The organism is Serratia sp. G204Y (genome assembly GCF_051172435.1).
In the GTDB taxonomy this organism is placed as follows: domain Bacteria; phylum Pseudomonadota; class Gammaproteobacteria; order Enterobacterales; family Enterobacteriaceae; genus Serratia; species Serratia sarumanii.
Window position 1 is genome coordinate 626,069 of sequence record NZ_JBPIZA010000001.1, and the last position, 18,606, is coordinate 644,674.

Consider the following 18,606-nt stretch of genomic DNA (forward strand, 5'->3'; position numbering starts at 1 on the left):
CGTATGGAATCGATAGCCGAAACTTAACTTGCCGGTTGCAACAGCTCATCGCACAGGCGCTTGATCACCTGAGCCTGCGGCAGGCCGTTGTGCAACATCTGGCGGATATGCTCCGAATCGCTGATGCCCTGGCGGACATGGCGCTCGACCGCCTGTAGCACGGCCCGATCCTCCCGTCGCTCGGCGAAACCGCTCAGCGCGTCGAGAGTGTGCAGGATATGGGCGGTCAGGCTGCTGCGACGCAGCGTCGTGGGATCGACGTATTCGGCGGCGAAACCGCTGCGATAGGCGTTGATCTTGTTGTAATTGGTGAAGGCATCGTATTCCGGCGCGATCGGCGTGCGGTGTTGCAACAGAAAATCAGCCAGCAGACGGCAGTAACCGACCAGCAGCACGGCATGCGTGAGGCGCAGCGGCGTATCGCAGATGCGGATTTCCACCGTGCCCAGCTCCGGTTTGGGCCGCGCATCCCAGTAAATATCCTTGATGCTTTCAATCACGCCGGCGGCGTTCAGCCGTTCGTAGTAGGCGTTGAATTCGCGCCAGCTGTAGATGTGTTCCAGGCATCCGTAGTTGGGGAAGGAATTCTGCGCGCTGAAACGGGAGCTGGCAAAGCGCGTATCGACGCCCTGGTACAGCGGTGACGATGCGCTGAGCGCGATCAGCTGCGGAAAGTAGGGCGTCAGCGCATGGCACAGGTACATCGCTTCGTCCCCGTCGTTGACGCCGAGGTGGATGTGTTGGCCGAACACGCAGGCCAGCTTGGAAAGATAGCCAAAGCGGCTGGCCAGCTGCCTGTAGCGCGCGTTGTCGCTGATGACCTGCTTGCGCCAGTCGTTGCTCAGATGGCGGCCGCCGCCGCAGACGTCACAGCCCAGGCGCTGCGCGCTGCGCCGGACGGTATGGGTCAGGGCGCGCAGCTCGGCGTGCAGCTCATCGAGATCGCGGTGCACCGAGCTGTTCAGCTCCACCATCGATTTGGTGAGCTCATGTTTGACGCGCCGGCGGTCGCCGACCGCGCTGACCACCCGGTCGGCCCGATCCGTAAGATCGTAGTGCTTGTCATCGACCAGCTGCAGCTCTATTTCGGTGCCGATGGAGAGCCTTTCCGAACGTTTGAATGTGAGCGGCATGGTGCCTCCTTCCTGCAAGAACAGCATAAAGATAAGTATATGCCTCGGCGAGGGGGACAACGTTTTGTGTTTTATATTTGTTTTTCCGAATATGAAAATGGTATCTTCATGAGCGATTTGTGGAGACGATAAGGTTAACGGGAGTGCGACATGACGTCATTGACGCCGCTGAAGCTGTTTAAAAACCTGTCGGACGAGACGCGTCTGACGCTGGTGCTGTTGCTGCGCCACGCCGGCGAGCTGTGCGTGTGCGAGTTGTCGGGCGCATTGGCGCTGCCGCAACCCAAAATCTCAAGGCATTTGGCGATGCTGCGTGAAAGCGGGCTGTTGCTCGATCGGCGCGATGGCAAGTGGATATATTATCGCCTGTCGCCGCATATGCCGGCTTGGGCGGCGGGGATTATTGAGCAGGCTTATCAGTGTCGGGCAGAACAGATGATGGAGTTGGGGCAACGCGCAGCGAAAGGCTGCCCGTAACGGTAAAAAATTTGCGCAAACACATACGAAAAATCGAATATGTAGATGTGAAGAGGCGGTGAGACGGCGATGATAGTGGCAGGAGCGATCTTTATTCTGACGTTGGCCTTGGTTATCTGGCAACCGAGAGGGCTGGGCATTGGCTGGAGCGCGGCGTTCGGCGCGGGATTGGCATTACTGAGCGGCGTGGTGCACGTCGGCGATATTCCCGTGGTGTGGCAGATAGTCTGGAATGCGACCGCGACCTTTATCGCCGTCATCATCATCAGCCTGCTGCTGGATGAGAGCGGCTTCTTTGCCTGGACTGCTCTGCACGTCGCGCGCTGGGGCAACGGCAAAGGCCGATGGCTGTTTACCTACATGCTGCTGCTGGGGGCCGTGGTGGCGGCGCTGTTTGCGAACGACGGCGCTGCGTTAATCCTTACGCCAATCGTGATCGCCATGCTGTCGGCGCTCGGCTTTCGCCCTGCGGCGGTACTGGCTTTCGTGATGGCGGCGGGCTTTATCGCCGATGCCGCCAGCCTGCCGCTGGTGGTGTCCAATCTGGTGAATATCGTTTCGGCGGATTTCTTCCGGCTGGGCTTTACGGAGTATGCGGCGGTGATGGTGCCGGTCAACCTTGCCGCAGTGGCGGCGACCCTGGTGATGTTGCATCTGTTCTTTCGCAAGGATATTCCGCGGCGCTACGCGTTGACGCGTTTACCGATACCCCAAGAAGCGATTCGCGATCGTGCGACTTTCCGAGCCGGCTGGGCGGTATTGGCGCTGTTGCTGATTGGCTTCTTCGCTCTGGAGCCGCTCGGCGTGCCGGTGAGTTTGGTCGCTGCCTGCGGCGCGCTGGTTCTGCTGGCGGTGGCGAAACGTGGGCGCGCGATCGACACCGGCAAAGTGCTGCGCGGGGCACCCTGGCAGATCGTGATTTTCTCGCTGGGCATGTATCTGGTGGTCTACGGGCTGCGCAATGCCGGCTTGACCGAGCTGCTTTCCGGCGTGTTGGACGCGCTGGCGCGGCAGGGGCTGTGGGCGGCGACGCTCGGCACCGGCTTCCTGAGCGCGTTTCTCTCTTCCGTCATGAATAATATGCCGACGGTGCTGGTGGGGGCGTTGTCAATCGACGGCAGCGGCGCGGAAGGCGTCATCAAGCAGGCGATGATTTACGCCAACGTCATCGGCAGCGATCTCGGCCCCAAAATCACCCCGATCGGCAGCCTGGCCACGTTGCTGTGGCTGCATGTGTTGGCAAGGAAGAACATCGTCATTACCTGGGGCTATTATTTTCGCGTGGGGCTGGTGATGACGCTGCCGATCCTGTTCGTCACCCTGGCCGCGCTGGCGCTGCGGCTGTCCGTTTGATCCTGATAGGAGAAACCGTCATGAGCAGTATCAAGATTTATCACAACCCGGCTTGCGGCACGTCGCGCAATACGTTGGCGCTGATCCGCAACAGCGGCGTTGAGCCGGAGGTGATTTTGTATCTGGAAACACCGCCCAGCCGTGAACGGTTGATTGCGCTGCTGGCCGAAATGGGGATGACGCCGCGCGCGCTGCTGCGTAAAAACGTCGAGCCTTACGCCGAGCTGAAACTGGATGAGACCGGCTGGAACGATGAGCAACTGATTGACTTCATGCTGCAACAGCCGATTTTGATCAATCGGCCCATTGTGGTGACACCGCTCGGCACGCGCCTGTGCCGGCCGTCGGAGGCGGTGTTGGATATTCTGCCGGATCCGCAGCGCGGGGCTTTCAGCAAAGAGGATGGGGAGCCGGTGATCGATGCGCAGGGCTGCAGGATAACCAAAGGTTGATCGCTGCGGCCCTGCGCCCAGGCAAAATCAGTGCAGTTCGGCGCCGCTGCGATCGGCCAGCGCTTCCAGCAGCGGGGCGGACGGCACGAAGAACAGGGTGCCGGTCACCGCGTGGCTGAAATCGAGCAGCCGATCGTAGTTGCCGGCCGGGCGGCCGATAAACATGTTTTCCAGCATCTGCTCGATCGGCTGCGGGGAGCGCGCATAGCCGATAAAGTAGGTGCCGAATTCGCGCAGGCCGGGGCGGCCGAACGGCATGTTGTCGCGCAGAATTTTCACCTCGTTGCCTTGCTCGTCGGTGATGGTGGTCAGCGAACTGTGCGATGACGACGGTTTGACCGCTTCATCCAGTTCGATGTTGGACTGCTTATGGCGGCCGATGATCTTCTCCTGCGTTTCCACGCTGAGCGAGTTCCAGCCCTGCATATCGTGCAGGTATTTTTGCACCAGCACATAGCTGCCGCCGCTGAACGCCGCGTCTTCGTCGCCGATCACCGTGTAGTCGAAGGCTTCGTGCCCCTCCGGGTTCTCCGTGCCGTCGACGAAGCCGATCATGGCGCGCTGATCGAAGTAACGGAAGCCGTGCACCTCTTCGACCACCGTCACGGCATCGCCGAGCTTGCCGACCAGCTGCGAGGCCAGTTCGAAACACAGATCCATTTCATCGGCGCGGATATGCAGCAGGATATCGCCGGGCGTGGCGACGGCGACGCGTTCCCCGCTGCCGATCGGGCTGAACGGATGCAGCTGGCGAGGGCGCGGGGCGCCAAACAGCGTATCCCAGGCTTCGGAGCCGAAGCCGCAAACGCAGGTGAGGTTGCCCGCCGGCGCGCGTTTGCCGACCGAACGCACCACGGCGGCGATGTCGCCGCACCAGGCGCGCACCGCCGCCAGATGGGCGGGAACGGGCGACAGAGTGGCGACGATGAAGATGGCATGGCGCGTTACCGGCGTGAATACGGCTTGCGGCGGATTGTTATTTGCATTCATTGCATTCGGCTCCAGTGTGTTCGGGTGAAATCGATCAGATCAAATTAAAGTGCTCGTCGGGTTTCATCGGCGGCGGCAGCGGGCTTTGGTCGTTCATTTCCAGTAGGTTGCGCTCGATGGTGTTGCAGATGGCGTTTAACGGCAGATGGTTGGCCGACACGCCGAACGGATCTTCCAGCTCTTCGGCCAGTGAGTCCCAGGATAAGAAGGTATAGGAAATGAACACCGAAACAAACGGTGTCATGTAATGCAGATCGGTCACCAGGGCAAAAGGCAACAGGCTGCAGAACAGGTAAACGGTGCGCTGCAGGATCAGGGTATAGGCGAACGGCACCGGCGTGCTGGCGAGCCGTTCACAGCCGCCGAGGGCGTGGGACAGCTCGCTCAGCTTGTTGTCGAGCAGCTCGAAGGTGATGTCGCTCAGCAGCCCCCGTCGGCGCAGCTTGCCGATCTCCTGGCCCAGCATCAGCAGGATGCGGTTGGTCGGCATCGGGCTGGCGATCACCTCCGCCAGCTCTTTGCTGCTGAGGTTGTGGTACAGATCGGCGGTCGGATCGGTGGCGCGCAGCTGATGCTTCAGGCTCCAGCTGAAGGCGATCAGCAGCTTGGCGACCTTCTGGTGCACCGCCGGTTCGTCCGGCAGCAGGCTTTTTATCTGGCGCAGCAGGGATCGCTCGGTAATCAGCAGCGAGCCCCACAGGTTGCGCGCTTCGACAAAGCGGCTGTAGCCGGCGTTATTGCGAAAGCCGAGAAAAATGGCGATGGCGATGCCCAGCAGGCTGAACGGCGCGATGGTCAAATGCACGCCGAGCTGTTCGTACCATTGATAGCTGATCACCGCCACTATCGACATCAGCACGTTCAGCGACAGGCGAAAGGTGATCTTTGACAGCACGGAACCGTGCCAGGCGAACAGGCGAAAAAACCAGTTCTGGTTCGGGCGAATTATCATGACGTGGGTGCTTCCTGGTGTCCTGCTATTGAGAATAGTCGATTCTTATCCGGCGGCGTTAGGCCACCGTCGTCGATTGCCAGAGCCGCTGCGGGTGCGTATAGACGGTGGCGCGCCCTGGCTTGCTGAAGCCCACCAGCGTCAGGTTGCTGCGCTCGGCCACTTCCACCGCCAGGCGGGTGGCGGCGGAAACGGCGAACAGGATCTCGACGCCGCACATGGCGGATTTTTGCACCATTTCATAGCTGGCGCGGCTCGACACCAGCGCCGCCCCTTGCAGCCACGCCTGTTGGCTGCGGTAGCCCAGCAGCTTGTCGAGCGCCACGTGGCGGCCGACGTCTTCACACCCGCCGCTGAGCGCGCCATCTGGCTGGATCCAGGCCGCCGCGTGGGTGCAGCCGGTCAGTTTCCCCACCGTTTGCACCTCCTGCAGCTGCGCCAACGCCCGGTCGAGCAGGGCCAAATCGAAGCGTTGCGTGAAGGGCAGCGGCGCGATGGGCTGGGCGACCTCCTGCAGTTGCTCCACCCCGCACACGCCGCAGCCGGTGCGGCCGGCCAGGCTGCGGCGCTTCTCTTTCAGCTGCATAAAACGGCGGCTCGAGAGTTCCACATGCACTTCAATGCCGTTGCAGGCCGGCTGTTGGCGGATGTCGTAGATATCGTCGGGGGAGGCGATGATGCCTTCGGACAGCGAAAAACCGATGGCGAAGGCCGCCAGATCTTTCGGCGTCGCCATCATCACCACGTGGGAAATGCCGTTGTACACCAGGGCGACCGGCACTTCTTCCGCCAGCCAATCCTGTTGCGCCTGGGCCAGATCGTTGCGCTGCCAGACCGCGTGGCGCGACAGGCATTCCTGTTTGATATCGTCGGTTTCTGCGAGGAGCAGGTGCTTGTTCATAACGTTCTCGTGACCGTCGGTGACGAGGCGCCGACGGGGATGAATTCTTATTAGCAGGTGTGGGGATTATACAGGATTCTGATCCCGCTCGCGCAGGGAATGACGTCTGCCGGCGCCCCCTGCAGGTTATCCACAGTTTTAGTGGATAACGTGTGTGCAAGGGGCGGTGAAACGCTTAGCAGGCGTAAAAAAAAATCGCTCAGAAAATTATTATATTACGCGGCAAAGCGCGATCTGCAGGGGGATTGGAGGTTGCACGCGTTCGCGTTTTGTTTATGCTTTACTGTATAAATATACAGTTTGGTTATGATTATGCTGAGCAATTCAAGGTTGTATGCTTTTTCACCAGGTGAACCCCTGACGTTACCGCTGTTTGCCGATCGCGTGGCCTGCGGCTTTCCTTCCCCGGCGCAGGACTATGTCGAGAGCAGGCTGGACATCGGCAAGCTGCTGGTACGGCACCCCAACGCCACTTACTTCGTGCGCGCCAGCGGCGAGATGGAGCGTGCAGGATGGATCAGGCACTACCGACAGATTAAGAAACTGAGCATCCGAGAAACAGCAGACGCGACAGGCTACAGTACTTCCCAAGTTTGTCGCATTCAGGCCTTCTATAAAGAAGTTGAGACTGATTAAAAAGCAGCCTTAATGTACAATAATTTTCGATATCCAAACTGACCCCATGAACAATCAATGAGTAGAGGTGAAAGATGATTTCATACAAAAAAACCATACCTGCTCTTGTCATATTCGCTTTATCTAATGCTGTGGCATATGCGAATGATTTCGACAAATCAAATGAAGCGATGGCAATTTCAGCAATAGGTTTTTCTGGCTCAAATGCTCGTGTTGCACATGATGTTTGTGGGGCAACCAATGAGAAAATTGATAAATATAAAAAACAAATAAAAGACTCATTAACTAGAACATTAAAGTATGAACAGTCAGGATTCGATACGCATTGGGATAATGGTTGGAAAAATGCTGATTTTTTGGTTAAGTCATTAAGTAATGATGAAGCCTATAAAAAAGAATATTGCCGAGAGGTTTTAGATGGAATTAATAATCCTGAAATGAATTAAGGATTATTCCTTATTCGGGGTTCTACGCCGGAACCCCAGATTTTTCCGTCCGCTAAAATTATCCCCGGTTGAGCAGCTTTATACCGTCAGCTCGCAGTGGACCATCAGGGGAAATGTGGCGGTACAGCGTTTGTCGGGTTATCCCAAGCTCCTGGCATAACGTACTGACTTTCGTCTCTGGCCGTCCCATTGATGCCATTGCCAGTCGCAATTTTATTGGCGTCATTTTGTAAGGCCGTCCGCCGTTCCTCCCGTGAGGCAAGGCCTGCCGCTGTTCTTTGCGGCGCTGTACGCAGCAGAGACCGACGGCCGCGCGCGACACCCGCTTAGTCCCGCCCTCTGGTCAAATGCAGGCTGACGTGTACAGCCTGCAGGCAGAGGATTTCGTCTGGCAACCGGTATCGCCCGCCGTCGGCGCCGTTCGCAATGACAATCCCTCACTCATCCTGCCCATCGATACGCCAACGGTCTGAGTGCCGCATTATCCACAGTTTTGGTGGGTATCATGTGTGTAAACACACGCGAAGAACGCCAAAAGCTGCAGGAAAAATCACTCAGAAAATTATTATATTACGCGGGAAAGCGTGATCCGCAGGGGGATTGGGGGTTGCACGCGTTCGCGTTTTGTTTATGCTTAACTGTATAAATATACAGTTTGGTTATGATTATGCTGAGCAATTCAAGGTTGTATGCTTTTTCACCAGGTGAACCCCTGACGTTACCGCTGTTTGCCGATCGCGTGGCCTGCGGCTTTCCTTCCCCGGCGCAGGACTATGTCGAGAGCAGGCTGGATATCGGCAAGCTGCTGGTACGGCACCCCAACGCCACCTATTTCGTGCGCGCCAGCGGCGAGTCGATGATCGACGGCAATATCCAGGATGGCGATCTGCTGATCGTCGACAGCGCCCTGACGCCGGAGCACGGCAATATCGTGATCGCCGCGGTGGACGGGGAATTCACCGTCAAAAAGCTGCAACGCCACCCCGACGTGCGGCTGTTGCCGATGAATCCCGCCTACGCGCCGATCGTGTTCGACGATGAGGCGCAGCTGGAGATCTTCGGCGTGGTGACCTTTATCGTCTACGCGGCGCGGTGACTTCGGCCCTTTTTTTCATTTTTTTCTGCCCGATCTTTTCGTTGGCGTGACCTCTCTACTGAGTTTCCAGTTCAATACACTCAGGGGAATCCTTCATGGCCATAAAAAACAAGAACGGCGCAGGGCGTACGTTCACATCAGCCAAACGCATTACCGGGAAACGCGTCGCTATCGGGATAGGATGCGCACTATCGGGCATGCTCACCTCCGCGATGGCGGCGCCCGATGCGTCGGCACCACCCTCGGCGGTCGAACAGCCCGCTATCCTTTCCTTCGCCATTCCCGCCGGTGATCTGGCGCCCGCCTTGCAGACGGCGGCCGCTAAGGCCGGCGTGATAGTGATTTTCACGCCCGAACAGACGCGTGGAAAAAGCACCGCGGGCCTGCAGGGACATTACCGCCTCACCGACGCGTTCAATACGCTGTTGGCGGGCAGCGGATTGCGCGCTCAGCAAACCGCACAGGGATATCGGTTGGTCGACGCCGGGCCGGTTCAGCCTTTGACGATACCGGAACTGTCGGTGGTCGGCGGTTTGTCCGACAGCGTCGCCGCCGGCCGTTCGGTACTGGATAAAGAAGACATCGAACGCGTACAGGCCGATAACATCGCCAGTTTGCTTGATCGCTTGCCCGGCGTAGGGATGGCGGGATCGCCGCGCCCGGGTGGCCAAAGCCTGAATATCTGGGGCATGGGCGACATGGAAGATGTGAAGGTGGTGCTGGACGGGGCGCCGAAGGGATTTGAGAAATATCGGCAGGGTTCGGTATTTATTGAACCCGAATTGCTGAAAAAGGTTGAGGTCGATAAGGGGCCGCACAATCTGTTGAACGGCAATGGCGGCTTTGGCGGAACCATTACGCTGGAGACCAAAGATGCCGGGGATATGCTGCTGCCGGGCGAAGATTTTGGCGGCTTGCTGAAATACAGCTACCACACCAACGATCGCCAGGGCATTTACAGCGGCGCGTTGTACGGCCGTACGCCGGAAGGATTCGCCGACGGTTTGATCTACATGAGCAAGCGTGACGGCGGCAACCTGAAGCGGCCGGACGGCACGCGCTTTGCCTATTCCGCCAACGATCAGGCTTCCTACCTGTTAAAAACCAATATTTATCTGAGCGAGGCGCAAACGCTGACGCTATCGGCGATGCGCTCCGATTCCGATGGCTGGCAGCCTTTTGCCGCCAAGCGGGACGATATCGCCGCGCCCAGCCAGGCGGATATCGATAAATATGGCCGGGAAGAAGCGTGGCGCCGCATTCTGGTGTATCGCGACCAGACGGACACCAATTACTCGGTGAAATGGAATCTGGCGCCGGAAGCGCAGCCGTTGCTGAATCTGACGCTGTCTTATGCCTATTCGAAGACAGAACAGCATGACAAGCGGCCGGATTCCGCGTCAAAGTTCAGCTATCTCGGTACGTTGGGCAATGAAAGCTGGGTGAACTATACCGATCGGCAGTTTGACGTCAGCAATGAAAGCCGTTTCGCCAGCGGGCCGCTGGAACACAAGCTGTTGCTCGGCGCGCGTTGGCATAAACATCAGCGCGATACCCTGATGTATTACCCCTCGCAGGTGAAAAACGCCAGTTACAACTACGGCTATTTCCAGCCGTATTACATGCCGGCGGGCGAACAGGAAACCCGCAGCGTTTATCTGCAGGATGCGGTCAGCTTCGGCAGCCTGACCGTGACGCCGGGCGTGCGTTACGATCATGTGACCAATACCGGGCAACCGAACCGGGCACCGCGCTATAACGACAGCGATCCGCTCGTGGGCCATGATTACAGCAGCGTGACCTATACCGGCTGGTCGCCGCATTTGGGCGTGATGTGGAAAGCGACGTCGAATCTGTCCCTGTTTGCCGACGTTAGCCGCACCTGGCGCGCCCCGGTGATCGACGAACAGTACGAAGTGCAATACGCCACTTCCAGCGTGCCCGGCACCAGCCGTGGCCTGCAGGTGGAACGCATGACGGGCGTGCGCCTTGGCGCGGTGCTGGACTTCAACGATGTGTTGATGGCGCGAGACAGCCTGCAGATCCGCACTACGCTGTTCCGCAATCGCGGCAAGGACGAGATTTTCTATCGTCGCGGCGTAGTGTGCGACGCCGCACGGCATGGGGGCCAATGTGGGCAACCGTTGTCGAACTATCGCAACTTGCCGGGCTATACCATTGAGGGCGTGGAGCTCGAATCGTTTTATGACAGCGAAAGCCTGTTCGGCAGCCTGTCGTTCTCCTCGATTCGCGGCAAACGCGACGCTTCACCGCGCGATCCGTGGGGCAACGAAACCTGGATTGCCGAAATTCCACCCGTTACGGCACACGCGATGCTGGGCATGAAAGTGCCGCAGTGGGACATGGCCTTCGGCTGGACCGGCGATTTTGTGCGTAAACAGGATCGTTCACCGGCCGACGGCGATCCAATGGCCGTTGTCTGGGCGCTGCCGAAAACGTCGGGTTATGCATTGCACGGCCTGTTCGCCTCGTGGCAGCCTAGCGGTTTGCAGGGCTTCGAAGCTCGCGTCGCGGTGGACAACCTGTTCAACCGCGATTATTACCCTTACCTGGGCGAATCGGTGTCCGGCGTAGGGCGCAACATCAAGTTTAGCGTTAGCCAACGTTTCTGAATATCCTGCTGACAGGGGCCATTTTGGCCCCTTTTCACGTTTTCTCTCCCGTATTTCCCTACTTTTTCGCCGTTTATAAATCATCAGCAATCGCTTGACACAGAAGTTACAATTTTAAAATAATAATAATTATCATTTTCAATCTCATTATCAATTGGTGTCACCGAATGGCAAGGAAAGAGGCCACGGCAGCCAACGGGTTTGCTCAACAGCTTTACCTTGAGCACCACAGTTGGCTATGCCATTGGCTGAGACAGAAGGTCGGGTGCGCGCATCACGCCGAAGACCTGGCGCAGGATACGTTCATCAGTATTTTACTGAGTCCGCAGTTGCTTGCCATTCGGCAACCACGCCCCTTCCTGGCGACCGTGGCGCGCCGGCTGGTGGCGAATTATTACCGACGTAAAACAATCGAAGAGAGCTATCTGCAGGCCTTGAGCGAGCTGCCGGCGATCGAGGCGCCCTCGCCGGAGGTCCGTCAACAAACCCTCGAAATGCTCGAACAGTTGGATCAGGCGTTGGACGGATTGCCGGCGCACGTTCGCGAGGCTTTCCTGTTGGCGCACCTGCAGGGCATGCGTTATTGCGACATCGCTGAACGTTTGCGGGTGTCGACCAGTTCGGTAAAACAATATCTGCAGCGCGCCAATTTGCACTGTTTCTTTGCATTGGCGGCGTAACGGCAGGTGCGGAACCCATGATGGAATCGGATATCGATCGGCAGAGCGCGCGTGAGGCCGCCGCCTGGTTAACCCAGCTGATGTCGGAAGAGGCAAGCGACGCGGATAGGGAAAACTGGCGGCGTTGGTATCAGGCGAAACCGGAAAATGAACGCGCCTGGCGGCATATCGCCGCGTTTTCATCCCGTTTTTCTCTGCTTAACGGGGCGGCGGCGCAGCGTAGTCTGTCGCAGTTGCCAAACCCGCAACGCCGCCGGTTGCTGAGAAGCCTGGCGGCCATCGGCGTGGTAGGGTCGGTTGGCATCGGTTCTGGCGCGCTGCCATGGCGCCCCTGGCTGGCGGATTACCGCACGGCGGTGGGGGAGCAGCAAACCGTCGCGTTGGCGGATGGCGCGCAGTTGATGCTGAACACGCAAACGGCGGTTAACGTCAGCCTTCAGCAGGCCGCATTGCTGGAAGGTGAAATGATGGTGAATCTGCCGCCGGAAAGCGGCGCGTTGACGGTGAGGCTGCCGCAGGGCGAGATCGTGGCGCAGGCTGCTCGCTTCAGCGTTCGCCTGTGGGAAACCTACAGTGATATCGCCGTTTATCTTGGCCGGGTCACGATCCTTTCGCCGGCGCATCGGAACGCGGTGCTCAACGCCGGTCAGGGCGGCAGATTAAGCCGGCAAGGCATTGGCGATCCGTACCGCGTGACGCAAGAGCCCGGTTGGCGGCAAGGCATGCTGTTGGCCGACAACATGCGGCTGGACGACTTCCTGATGGAGCTGGGGCGTTATCGTCAGGGCGTTATTCGCTGCCGGCCGGAGGTCGCCGGCCTGCGGCTCTCCGGCGCGTTCCCGCTGGCTGACCCCGAGCGCGTCATTGCGGCTCTGCCCGGTGCGCTGCCGGTTAGGGTAAATATGCTGTCAAAATACTTCATTACCGTGTCATAAAGTTTTTTACTCTGCCATTAGGGTATTTCCTTTTCGTTTGGTCTGTTCTTTCTCGTTCCCTGCCCGGTGCCGCGTGCCTAAACGACCTTTCTGACATACCCCGACCGCCGTTGACCGCTGCGTACGTTGGTCTGTTTCACGCTTAACCTGAGTATCGTTTTCCATGTTGAATCACAACGTATTACCTGCCGATTTATCTTTACCGCCTACAGGCGGGCGATTGCGCTGGGCTACCGCCAATGTGTTGGCGTTGGGTCTGCATGGTGCGTTGTTGTTTGGCCTTGGTTATCACCTGGTGCCACCGTTGCTGCCCGCGGCGCAACCGATGGTGTTGATGATGGTTGCCGAGCAGGCGGAATCGATCCCCAACGCAGAGCCGATGCCAACCGGCGTGCGCCAGGTGCAGGCGGTGGCGCAACGGCAGGCCAACCGGGAACCGGAGGCGGCGATGCCTCCGCTGATTCATGCGCCGCGTGCGACGGAGCAGCAGAGCAAGGCCAAAGGGCAACGGAACGACCCCATCAGACCGAAGACGGAACTGCCGCGTCCAAGGCAAAAGGAACAGGAAAAAATAGCGTCTGCAAGCTCAATAGCATCAAGCACCAGCGCGCCGCCGTCTCTGGATGGAAAGCGTGTTGCCGCGCCGCAAACCAGCGTGGCGTCGCAGCCGAGCCAGGATGCCTCGGTCTGGAGCGGCCTGCTGTTGGCGCATTTGAGCCGTTTCAAACGCTACCCGGCCCTGGCGGTACGCCAGCAGCGCCAGGGCATTGTTCAGGTTGCCGTGACGTTGGATCGGCAGGGGAACGTGCTGGGTGTGAAGCTATTGCGATCGAGTGGGGTTGCTTCGCTCGACCGGGAGGCGCTTCAGTTACCGCAGCGCGCTTCTCCACTGCCCGCGCCCGGCAACGAGATCGCAGCGGGGCAGGCGGAATTCAGCGTGACCATTCCGATTCGTTTCGATCTGCGTGAAGTTCGCCGTTAATGAAAAACTCGGCTCCAGGTAAACGGAGGCTGAGTTAAAAGCCAAAGCGCATCAAACGGATAGCAGCGATGGGGTGGTTTCTACTTGATCGTCACCAGAAAAATACAAATACTGTATGCACGAACAGTAATTTGGTGCCATTATGAATAACAACCCACTGACGATGACGCCGGCCTGTCTTCTGACGATGAAAGGTCAGTAACCATGTTCGCCCTGGTAGACGTCAACAGCTTCTACGCTTCCTGCGAGACCATCTTTCGGCCCGATCTGCGCGGGCGGCCGGTGATCGTGCTGTCCAACAACGACGGCTGCGTGATCGCCCGCAGCGCCGAGGCGAAGGCGCTGGGCGTGCCGATGGGCGCGCCTTATTTCAAAATTAAAGAGGAGATGCGCCGCCGTAACGTCGCGGTGTTCTCCTCCAACTACGCGCTGTACGCCGATATGTCCCGCCGGGTGATGGATACGCTGGAAGAGATGGCGCCGGCGGTGGAGATCTACTCGCTGGACGAAGCCTTTCTGCGGCTGGACGGCGTGGCGCACTGCGAAGCGCTGGAGCAGTTCGGCCGGCGGGTGCGCGATCGCATCCGGCGCGAGCTGCATTTAACGGTCGGGGTCGGCATTGCGCCGAGCAAAACGCTGGCCAAACTGGCCAACTTCGCCGCCAAGAAATGGCGTGGCACCGGCGGCGTGGTGGATTTATCCGATCCGGCGCGCCAGCGCAAGCTGCTGGCGCTGATCCCGGTGGAAGAGGTATGGGGCGTGGGGCGCCGCCTGACTCGCCAGCTGCAGGCGATGGGTATTCACACCGCGCTGCAGTTGGCGGACTGCGATACCCGACTGGCGCGTAAAACCTTCAGTGTGGTGCTGGAGCGCACGATACGCGAGCTGCGCGGCGAATCGTGCCTGCGGTGGGAAGATGAGGCGGCCGCCAAAGAGCAGATCATCTGCTCCCGCTCGTTCGGCCAGCGGCTGACGCATTACCCGCACATGCGCGAGGCCATCTGCAGCTACGCCGAACGCGCCGCCGAAAAGCTGCGGCAGGAAAAGCGCTATTGCCGCAACGTGTCGGTGTTTATCAAAACCAGCCCGCATTCGGCGGGCGAGGGGTATTACAGCAATATGGGCACCGCCCGGCTGCAAACGCCGAGCAACGACAGCCGCGACATCATCGCCATGGCGGTGCGCGCGCTGGAAAGCATCTGGCAGGAAGGGCGGCGTTATCTGAAGGGCGGCGTGGTGCTGGGGGATTTCAGCGCCGCCGCCATGGCGCAGATCGATCTGTTCGACGACTGCCCGCCGCGTCGCAACAGCGAGCGGCTGATGGCGACCCTCGATCGCCTGAATCAGGAGGGGCGCGGGCGCGTGTGGTTCGCCGGGCAGGGGATCGTCAAGCCGTGGCAAATGAAGCGCGAAATGCTGTCGCCGGCCTACACCACCCGGCTGGCGGATATTCCGGTGGTGCGGCTGTCGCCGCGAAACTCACGCCGGTAGCGCGAGGGCGAGGTGTTCAGTTGCTTAAGAAAGTGACGCCGCAATGAGGTGGTAGAGGGAAAGCCGACCTTTTCCGCGATGGTTTCCACCGAGCAGTCGCTCTTTTCCAGCAAACGCTGTGCGGCGATGAGGCGCTGATTCAGCAGCCAAAGCGAAAAGCGGGTGCCGGTGGTTTGCTGAAACCGGCGGGTAAAGCTGCGGCGGCTCATGCAGGCTTTCTGCGCGAGACTATCCAACGACAGCGTCTGATGCAGGTTTTCCATCGCCCAGGCCAGCGCCAAGGAAAAGTTATCCCCCTGGCGGGTATTTTGCACCGGCAGCGCGACATACTGCGATTGTCCGCCTTGCCGGTGAGGGGGCACCACCAACTGGCGCGCCGCCTGCGCCGCCATGTCCGCGCCCCAGCGTTTTCTCACCAGGTGCAGGCAGCAATCGATGCCGGCGGCGGTGCCGGCCGACGTCACGACATCCCCTTCATCGAGATACAGCACGTCATTTTCGACGAGCACCGCCGGATAACGTTGCTGAAAGTCCGGCAGCCAGCGCCAGTGGGTAGTGGCCCGGCGATGATTCAGCAGGCCCGCCGCCGCCAGCACGAATGCGCCCATGCAAAGGCCGACGACGGTGGCGCCGGCGGCATGGGCATGGCGCAGCGCATCCAGCAGCGCGGGTTCCGGCTGGCGGGCCGGAGCGTCCCAACTGGGTACGATCACCATGTCCATGCCGCTCAGCGCGCCGAGCCCAAGGTTGACCACAATGGAAAAACCGGCATTGGTTTTCAGCTCGCCAGGCTCGGCGGCGCACAGGGTCAGTTCGCACAGCGGCGCGCCTGAAGGCGCCAGCACTTTTTCAAACACCGCAAAGGGCACCGAAAGGTGAAAGGGAATGATGCCGTCGAAAACCACAATGCCTATTTTCATCCGCGATAACGCCTCTTGCAGTGTGCGCCGCCGGGGAGCGGCGTGCTGAACCTTATTTGGTCACCGGCAGCGCCAGGATGCCCTCGGTAGTTTTGATTTCCGCAAACACGTCCGCCACCGCGGCCAGCGCCGCCCGCTGCAACACGCGATGATCGACCACGCCGCCCGCGCCGTCGTCCAGATCGCGCGTCGCCGTCGCGTCTTGCGGGATCAGCACATCATAGCCGAGCGGCACCGCGTCGCGTGCGGTAGAAGAGATGCACATGTGCGTCATCAAACCGGCCACAATCAGCGTTTTGATGCCCTGCTTCTTCAGTTGCGCATCCAGAACGGTGCCGACGAACGCGCTCGGCGTCGCTTTGGTGATCACTACATCCCCTTTAGCGGGTTGCAGCGCCTGATGGAATTCGGCGTAGACCGAGCCTTCGGCAAACAGCGGGCCGTTGGCCGGCCCCAGATGCCGCACGAAATAGACCGGCATGCCGTTTTTGCGGGCGAACTCAACCAGCTTGTTACTGTTATCCAACACCTTCTGGCCATCCGGGATAACCATCTTGCCGCGGAAGTTATTGCCTGCATAATATTCATTCTGGATATCCACCACGATCAGCGCCGTTTTGGCGGCGGACAGGTTAGTGGTGGCGGGGGCGCCCGACATGGCCCTGATGGTTTTACTATTCACGTTCTCGGTCTCCTGAGCCAATGCATTGAAGGAAGCGGCGCCCATCATGGCGGCCAGCAAGGTGGCATGAACCAAAGCTTTCATTTGTACTCTCCTGTTAACGATAAGTTCGGGAGCCATTATTTGCCATCCGCTCATCGTGCAAGAGTAGGGCAGGTGACCACATTCGGTACTTTTGGGCCAACTTCGTGTGCGGCTGTTATCTGAATCGGGATCGGAAACCGTAGCATATCCCCCCTCCTGTAAGAGCCTTCTATTTATGACTATCAAGTTTTTCGGTCGTCATATTTCTGTCGTTAACGCCGTTTCTCTTTGTTTGATCTGCCACACAGCCACCATGCATTGTTCTTGTTGCTGTGAATTTCTATAACGGACGGGCAGTTAAAAATTGGTTTGCCGAGAATTACGTCGTGCGTATTTCTCGGTATGTTGATAATAAAGAAATAAGGATTAAGCATATGCCTGGATTTAATTATGGCGGTAAAGGGGATGGAACTAACTGGAGTTCTGAACGTGGTACGGGCCCAGAACCTGGGGGCGGTGATAAGGGCCATTCCGGCGATCGCGGCGGCGCCAGTGTTGGCAACAGCCCGGAACAGCAACAGATAGCGGCGATCCAAAACGATCCGGCGTTGCGCATGAAGCTGGCGGCGGTGATCAAGGCGGCGCGCAGAATCAACCCGGATGCACAATTGCGTATTGAAAGCGTCAGCCCGTCCGGCACGCTGAGCCTTTCTGCCACAGGTCTGACGGCCGATCAGGCTAAGCACATTGGCCTGGGTGGACTGGTGATGGGAGTCAACGCCAAGGGCGGAATGGTGGCGATCGGGGATATCGAAACCGGCCATGCGCGCAAAACCTCAACCCCCGGTAAAGGTGGTAGTAATGGCCTGAACGCCGGGCAGATCGGCGCCTCTTCGTTAGGCAGTTTCGTGACAGACTCACACCGCGATCGGCCCGTCAACGGCTGGCATGGTAACGGCAAAAGCGGTGAGTTCTCGACGACCCGCACGACCGGGAGTTATTTCGGCTTTCATCATTTGAAGGTGGAAAAGCAAGCCGGAATGGCGACCTACAGTCTCTACTATAAGGCCAATAAGAACCGGCCCGCGTTTATCGCCGTGGTGAGAGGGGATAACCTGAATGGCATGGAGGTGAAATATGCCAACGGTAAGCCGGTGAAATCTCCAGGTACGGTAAAAAATATCGTTAAGGAGTTCGTCGAATATCAAAATGCGGAATTAAAAGCGATCAAGGATGGCGTCAGCCTGGCCGCCGGCATCAATAAAGACATTGCGGAAAAGCTCGGCGCGAAATACGCCAAGCTCGCCAAGGATTTGGAGGCAGGAATTCAAGGCAGATATATCCGCAATGTGCAGGATGCGGAAAAAACCTACGAGCAATTGACGAAGGGCTTGAACAAAAAGCTCAAGGCGCAGGATAAAGCGGCGATTGTCGCCTGGTTGAAAAAGATCGATGCGGAACAGTATGCCCGCAATGCGCGGGTATTGGGCAAGGCGTTTACCGGCGTGGATTGGGCGATTAAAGGGGCGGACCTGACAAACGCCGCGATCGAGGGTTTCTCTACCGGCAGCTGGAAAGCGTTCCGTAATCAGCTTGAGGCGCTCGGGTTGTCCATCGGGGCAGGCTACACGCTCTCCGCTATCGCCGCGTTTTTCGCGCCGACGCTGGTGTCGTCGACGGTGGGCATTTTTGCATTCGCTTATCTGTTTGGCTGGGCTACCAGCTATATCGATGCGGCTCTTGCAGGAGAACTGGAAAAACTGATTGTGGATCTGTAACCGCAAGAGGGGGGAGCCCCCTCTTTTTATCCTATCGACATGTCC

Annotated in this window: 17 protein-coding genes and 2 pseudogenes; 13 read left to right on the forward strand and 6 right to left on the reverse strand. The window is 58.7% G+C overall.

Annotated elements, in window-relative coordinates; translation table 11 throughout:
• Nucleotides 1-23: 23 nt before the first annotated feature.
• Complete coding sequence (locus ACSBQQ_RS03085; RefSeq protein ID WP_060428223.1) at nt 24-1,133, reverse strand: YbdK family carboxylate-amine ligase; 1,110 nt, start codon at nt 1,131-1,133, stop codon at nt 24-26.
• A 150-nt stretch (nt 1,134-1,283) separates the two neighbouring features.
• Here ACSBQQ_RS03085 and ACSBQQ_RS03090 point away from each other — a divergent pair, with 150 nt between their 5' ends.
• From ACSBQQ_RS03090 to arsC, 3 genes are all read left to right on the forward strand, one after another.
• On the forward strand, nt 1,284-1,610 hold the full coding sequence (locus ACSBQQ_RS03090) for a metalloregulator ArsR/SmtB family transcription factor (protein ID WP_048321745.1): 327 nt from the start codon (nt 1,284-1,286) through the stop codon (nt 1,608-1,610).
• Between the two features lie 69 nt (nt 1,611-1,679).
• The gene (locus ACSBQQ_RS03095; RefSeq protein WP_048321743.1) at nt 1,680-2,963 is read left to right on the forward strand and encodes an arsenic transporter; all 1,284 of its coding nucleotides are present in this window, start codon (nt 1,680-1,682) and stop codon (nt 2,961-2,963) included.
• 20 nt (nt 2,964-2,983) lie between these two features.
• Nucleotides 2,984-3,415 (forward strand): glutaredoxin-dependent arsenate reductase, encoded by a 432-nt coding sequence (arsC, locus tag ACSBQQ_RS03100; RefSeq protein ID WP_048321742.1) that lies wholly within the window; start codon nt 2,984-2,986, stop codon nt 3,413-3,415.
• 27 nt (nt 3,416-3,442) lie between these two features.
• Here the strand turns inward: arsC and ACSBQQ_RS03105 are convergent, their stop codons facing one another.
• From ACSBQQ_RS03105 to fdhD, 3 genes are read right to left on the reverse strand one after another with little or no spacing between them, the layout of a single operon-like run.
• Entirely contained in the window at nt 3,443-4,405 is a 963-nt protein-coding gene (locus ACSBQQ_RS03105) for a Dyp-type peroxidase (protein ID WP_033635063.1), read from the reverse strand.
• A gap of 34 nt (nt 4,406-4,439) precedes the next feature.
• The gene (locus ACSBQQ_RS03110; protein ID WP_033635062.1) at nt 4,440-5,357 is read right to left on the reverse strand and encodes a bestrophin family protein; all 918 of its coding nucleotides are present in this window, start codon (nt 5,355-5,357) and stop codon (nt 4,440-4,442) included.
• 58 nt (nt 5,358-5,415) lie between these two features.
• Nucleotides 5,416-6,258, reverse strand: a complete 843-nt coding sequence (fdhD, locus tag ACSBQQ_RS03115; protein WP_033635061.1) for a formate dehydrogenase accessory sulfurtransferase FdhD — start codon at nt 6,256-6,258, stop codon at nt 5,416-5,418.
• A 306-nt stretch (nt 6,259-6,564) separates the two neighbouring features.
• Here fdhD and ACSBQQ_RS03120 point away from each other — a divergent pair.
• The 9 genes and pseudogenes from ACSBQQ_RS03120 to umuC form a co-directional block, all read left to right on the forward strand.
• Nucleotides 6,565-6,756: pseudogene (locus ACSBQQ_RS03120) on the forward strand (DNA polymerase V); the annotation flags it as partial.
• A 212-nt stretch (nt 6,757-6,968) separates the two neighbouring features.
• The gene (locus ACSBQQ_RS03125) at nt 6,969-7,340 is read left to right on the forward strand and encodes a hypothetical protein (RefSeq protein ID WP_126171699.1); all 372 of its coding nucleotides are present in this window, start codon (nt 6,969-6,971) and stop codon (nt 7,338-7,340) included.
• A 302-nt stretch (nt 7,341-7,642) separates the two neighbouring features.
• Nucleotides 7,643-7,813 (forward strand): annotated as a pseudogene (locus ACSBQQ_RS03130) (SOS response-associated peptidase family protein); the annotation flags it as partial.
• Nucleotides 7,814-8,001: 188 nt separating this feature from the next.
• Nucleotides 8,002-8,436, forward strand: coding sequence for a translesion error-prone DNA polymerase V autoproteolytic subunit (umuD, locus tag ACSBQQ_RS03135; protein WP_033635060.1), 435 nt, complete (start codon nt 8,002-8,004; stop codon nt 8,434-8,436).
• A gap of 95 nt (nt 8,437-8,531) precedes the next feature.
• Nucleotides 8,532-11,069, forward strand: a complete 2,538-nt coding sequence (locus ACSBQQ_RS03140; RefSeq protein ID WP_060427870.1) for a TonB-dependent receptor — start codon at nt 8,532-8,534, stop codon at nt 11,067-11,069.
• Between the two features lie 167 nt (nt 11,070-11,236).
• On the forward strand, nt 11,237-11,749 hold the full coding sequence (locus ACSBQQ_RS03145) for a sigma-70 family RNA polymerase sigma factor (RefSeq protein WP_060427872.1): 513 nt from the start codon (nt 11,237-11,239) through the stop codon (nt 11,747-11,749).
• 17 nt (nt 11,750-11,766) lie between these two features.
• Nucleotides 11,767-12,684 carry a FecR domain-containing protein gene (locus ACSBQQ_RS03150; RefSeq protein WP_033647829.1) on the forward strand — a complete coding sequence of 306 codons (918 nt, stop codon included), beginning with the start codon at nt 11,767-11,769 and terminating at the stop codon, nt 12,682-12,684.
• A 271-nt stretch (nt 12,685-12,955) separates the two neighbouring features.
• The gene (locus tag ACSBQQ_RS03155) at nt 12,956-13,666 is read left to right on the forward strand and encodes an energy transducer TonB (protein ID WP_158702817.1); all 711 of its coding nucleotides are present in this window, start codon (nt 12,956-12,958) and stop codon (nt 13,664-13,666) included.
• Nucleotides 13,667-13,870: 204 nt separating this feature from the next.
• Nucleotides 13,871-15,157 (forward strand): translesion error-prone DNA polymerase V subunit UmuC, encoded by a 1,287-nt coding sequence (umuC, locus tag ACSBQQ_RS03160; protein WP_060427876.1) that lies wholly within the window; start codon nt 13,871-13,873, stop codon nt 15,155-15,157.
• Here the strand turns inward: umuC and ACSBQQ_RS03165 are convergent.
• Nucleotides 15,094-16,077, reverse strand: coding sequence for a GlxA family transcriptional regulator (locus ACSBQQ_RS03165; protein ID WP_048321738.1), 984 nt, complete (start codon nt 16,075-16,077; stop codon nt 15,094-15,096). The genes umuC and ACSBQQ_RS03165 overlap by 64 nt on opposite strands.
• A gap of 52 nt (nt 16,078-16,129) precedes the next feature.
• The gene (locus ACSBQQ_RS03170) at nt 16,130-16,843 is read right to left on the reverse strand and encodes a cysteine hydrolase family protein (protein WP_033647826.1); all 714 of its coding nucleotides are present in this window, start codon (nt 16,841-16,843) and stop codon (nt 16,130-16,132) included.
• A 374-nt stretch (nt 16,844-17,217) separates the two neighbouring features.
• On the opposite strand from ACSBQQ_RS03170, the gene ACSBQQ_RS03175 reads away from it, so the two are divergent.
• Nucleotides 17,218-18,561, forward strand: coding sequence for a colicin-like pore-forming protein (locus ACSBQQ_RS03175; protein ID WP_033647825.1), 1,344 nt, complete (start codon nt 17,218-17,220; stop codon nt 18,559-18,561).
• The last annotated feature ends 45 nt before the right edge of the window (nt 18,562-18,606 follow it).